This window comes from Terriglobales bacterium (assembly GCA_035454605.1).
Classification (GTDB): Bacteria; Acidobacteriota; Terriglobia; order Terriglobales; family Acidobacteriaceae; genus DATMAB01.
In genome coordinates, this window is sequence record DATIGQ010000042.1 from 1 (window position 1) to 3,988 (window position 3,988).

Sequence of the window (3,988 nt, forward strand, 5' to 3'; positions counted from 1 at the left end):
GAGTGGCGCGAGAGAATGGGCCTGCCACGCGGCGGTCCCAGCGCGGTAATCACCAGCAAAGCCGTGCTGCGCTTCGGCGAGGACGGCGAGGCCTTCCTCGATTCCGCGCATCCGGGCGTGAGCGTGGAAGACGTGCTGGCAAACACGGGATGGAAGCTGCGCGCTGCCGCGCGCATGAACATCACGCCGGAGCCTTCGGCCGCCGAGCTCAAGGCGATTCGCGAGTACGATAAGAAAGGATTCTGGACGAGGTAACTGACATGGCCGCGACACCACTGACCCGCATGACCCACACCAAGATCTGCGTTGAGCTGGCGCCGCCGCTGGCGCGCATCAAGCTCAACCATCCGCCGTTGAACGTCATCGATGTCCCCATGATGGATGAATTGAAAGAAACGCTGGCAGAGATCGAGCAGCGCGCCGATATCAGCGTGATCGTCTTCGAGGGATCCGAGAAGGCCTTCTCCGCCGGCGTCGATGTCGCCGCGCACACCCCGGAGAACGTGCGCGACATGCTGACTCGCTTCCACGCCGCGATTCGGGCGATCGTAGCCAGCCGCAAGGTCACCGTGGCCGCCGTGCGCGGCCTGTGCCTGGGAGGCGGCGCCGAGCTGGCCATGATCTGCGACCTGGTCTACACCGCGGACGGCGCCACCTGGCAGTTCCCGGAGATCAAGCTGGCCTGCTTCCCGCCGGTGGCCGCCGTGGCCCTTTCGGCGCTCATCGGACAGAAGCGCGCGGCGGAGCTGGTGCTGACCGGGCGCGCACTCAAAGGGCCGGCGGCGGCGGCCATCGGGCTGGCCAACGGCGTCACTTCCGAAGACGACCTGGAGGCCATGGTCCAGCAGGCCGTCCATAACCTGGAGCAGTTGAGTCCGGCAGCGCTGGCCGTGACCAAGAAAGCTTTCTACGCCTGGGATGCCATCCACTTCGACAAGGGCCTCGCCAAGGCCGAGCAGCTCTACTTCGACGAACTGATGAAAACCGAGGATGCGGTCGAGGGCATCCAGGCGTTTTTGGAGAAGAGGAAGCCGGTGTGGAAGGGGAAGTAGTGGCGGGCAAGCGAACGATTGTCGTGGATTCTGACCCCATCACGACGAGCATGTTTGCCGTGCTGTTCGTACTAGCAGTTGGAGTGGTGGTTTCAGGCATTTGGGAATTGATTCACGGGGTCTTTCCAATACGGTCCGTGAACAGGAACACCTACTTGAGTGCAGGGGTTGGGATGTTTGGGTTGTACGGGTTTAAGAGCTCTCGCGCACTTCAGTTCGCAAGTGGGCTGATGCTCTTGGGCGCATCCGTGCGGCTGGTGTTGCACTGGATGGGTGCCTCAGGCGACGCGCAGAAACTCGCCGCCGCTGGCCTGACACTTCTCAGCATTTTGGTATTCGTGGCATTCACGGTTTTTTTCATTCAGTACTTTAGAGCGAGAGTTCGAGTCGTTTGCGAGTCTGACGAGGCGGCGGAGTGAAGCTCTTCACCATGCACGACGCGATCGCGGAGCACGTCCCTGACGGCTGCTCGGTCGCGTTGGGATTGCAACTGGAGCAGATGATCCCGTTCGCCGCCGGGCACGAGATCATCCGCCAGAAGAAGCGTGGGCTGACGCTCATCGGGCCGATCTCGGATGTGCTGTTCGACCAGCTCATCGGAGCCGGTTGTGTGGAGCGCGTCATCGCCGCCTGGGTGGGCAACGTGATGATGGGTTCGGCGTACAACTTCCGCCGTGCCGTCGAGTCCGGCAGCGTCAAGGTCACGGACATGACCAACTTCGGCGTCGCGCTGGCTCTCGAGGCGGCTGCCATGGGAGTTCCGTTCCTGCCCGCGCGTACGGCCCTGGGCTCGGACGTCGCCCGTGACAACGAATTCTTCACCGAGTTCCCCTCGCCGTTTACGGGAGAGAAGCTACAGGCAGTCCGCGCCATTACGCCCGACGTCGCCGTCGTCCACGTACAGCGCGCCGACGCCCACGGCAACGCCCACTGCTGGGGCAACTTCGGAGTGATGCTGGAAGGAGTACGGGCGGCGCGGCGGGTGATCGTCGTAGCGGAGAAGATCGTCGAGCCGGAAGTGATTTCGAGCGACCCCAACCGTACCGTGATCCCCGGCTTCCTGGTCAGCGCCGTGGTCGAGTGCCCGTACGGGGCGCATCCTTCGCCGGTGCAGGGCTGCTACAAGCGGGACGACGCCGCTTTTCAGCAATACCACGAGCAGACCAAGACGCCCACGGACTTTCAGGCGTGGCTGGAGCGCTGGGTGCAGGGCGTGGCCGACCGGCGCGAATATATGGACCGCATTGGGGCCTGCCGTCAGCAGGAGCTGGCGGTTGAGAAACATGCCTACGCGGCGCAGGCGGATTTTGGATACTAGCGATGGACTTTGAGATCACACCCGAACAAGTGAAAGCCCTGGCTGAGAACGGGTCACGGTTCACGCTGCTGGATGTGCGCGAGCCCTGGGAGGTGCAGACCGCGAGCATCGCCGGCTCGACACTGATCCCCATGTCGGACGTGCCCGCGCGGGCCCACCGGGAGCTGGACCCGGAGGAGCACATCGTGGTGGTCTGCCACCACGGAGTGCGCTCAGCCAACGTATGCGCCTGGCTGCGGCAGCAGGGATTCGAGAAGGTGCAGTCCATGCGGGGCGGCATCGACCAGTGGTCGCGCACCATCGACCCGAAGGTGCCGCTTTACTGAGAACTGAGAACCGAGAACTGAGAACTTGAAGAAAGAACTCATCGAACTGCGCGTGAACGGGCGTCGCCACGAACTGGCGGTGGAGCCCTCGAAGCTCCTGCTCGACGTCCTCCGCGAAGACCTGAAGCTTACCGGTTCCAAGCGCGGTTGTGACGACTCCTCCTGCGGCGCCTGCACCGTGCTGCTGAACGGCGTGCCGGTGCTTTCCTGCACCCTGCTGGCCGGCAGTTGCGCCGGTGACGACCAGGAGGTGACGACCATCGAGGGCGTGGCCGAGCACGGCGCGCTGGCTGCCATCCAGAAGGCCTACGGCGACTGGGGCGGCGCGCAGTGCGGCTACTGCACTCCAGGGTTCCTGATAACCGTGAAGGCGCTCCTGGCGGCCAACCCGGAGCCCACCGAGGACGAGATCCGCAACGCCCTCAGCGGCAACCTTTGCCGCTGCACGGGCTACACCCAGATGTACCAGGCCATCCGGGCGGCCATCCGGGCCGAGCAGGAAGGATTGGCAGCGGGAAGGCAAACGTGAGCGACTTTTCAGTCATCGGCAAACCGGTCGCGTTCGTGGACGCGGCCGAAAAGACCACCGGCTCGGGCAAATACACGGACGACCTGTCGCTGCCCGGCATGCTGATCGGGAAGATCCTGCACTCGCCGCATCCGCACGCCCGCATCAAGCGCATCGATGCCTCGAAGGCCCTGGCGCTGGAAGGGGTGGTCGCGGTGGTGACCGGTCAGGATGCGCCTAACAAGTACGGCATCCTGCCCGTCGGACACGACGAAACCGCGCTGGCCGTGGACAAGGTCCGCTACGTGGGCGACAACGTGGCCTGTGTCGTTGCTGTCAATGAAACGGTGGCCGAGCAAGGCGTCGAGTTGGTCGAGGTGGAATACGAGGTACTGCCCGCGTATTTCGATCCGGAAGAATCCATGAAGGCTGAGGCCGACCTCATCCACGACCACAAGGCGCACAACCTGGAAAAGGACTACCACCACGTGTTTGGCGATCCGGAGAAGGGGTTTGCGGAAGCCGACCACATCGCCGAGGCTCGCTTCATCGCCAACGAGGTGACGCACGCGGCCATGGAGCCGCACTCCACGCTGGCCTCGTTCGACTTCGACCCGCACACCGGCAAGCCCGGGCGGCTGACGGTATGGTCCTCGACCCAGGTGCCGTACTACCTGCAGCACAAGCTTTCCATCGTGCTGGAGATGCCGATGGCGCAGATCCGCGTGATCAAGCCGCTGGTGGGCGGCGGCTTCGGCGGCAAGAGCGAAGTGATCCCGCTGGA

6 protein-coding genes are annotated in these 3,988 nt (G+C 64.0%); all 6 read left to right on the forward strand.

The features are described from left to right. Positions 1-255, forward strand: a 255-nt coding sequence (locus tag VLE48_02810; protein HSA91915.1) for a hypothetical protein, incomplete at its 5' end; no start/stop codon positions are given. Between the two features lie 5 nt (positions 256-260). After that, entirely contained in the window at positions 261-1,052 is a 792-nt protein-coding gene (locus tag VLE48_02815) for an enoyl-CoA hydratase-related protein (protein ID HSA91916.1), read from the forward strand. 415 nt (positions 1,053-1,467) lie between these two features. Continuing rightward, on the forward strand, positions 1,468-2,370 hold the full coding sequence (locus VLE48_02820) for a CoA-transferase (protein HSA91917.1): 903 nt from the start codon (positions 1,468-1,470) through the stop codon (positions 2,368-2,370). A gap of 2 nt (positions 2,371-2,372) precedes the next feature. Then, positions 2,373-2,696 (forward strand): rhodanese-like domain-containing protein, encoded by a 324-nt coding sequence (locus tag VLE48_02825; protein HSA91918.1) that lies wholly within the window; start codon positions 2,373-2,375, stop codon positions 2,694-2,696. A gap of 25 nt (positions 2,697-2,721) precedes the next feature. After that, a complete protein-coding gene (locus VLE48_02830) occupies positions 2,722-3,225 on the forward strand; it encodes a (2Fe-2S)-binding protein (protein HSA91919.1) in 504 nt (167 codons plus the stop codon). Next, on the forward strand, positions 3,222-3,988 hold a 767-nt coding region (locus tag VLE48_02835; protein ID HSA91920.1), incomplete at its 3' end, for a molybdopterin cofactor-binding domain-containing protein. The genes VLE48_02830 and VLE48_02835, both read left to right, overlap by 4 nt.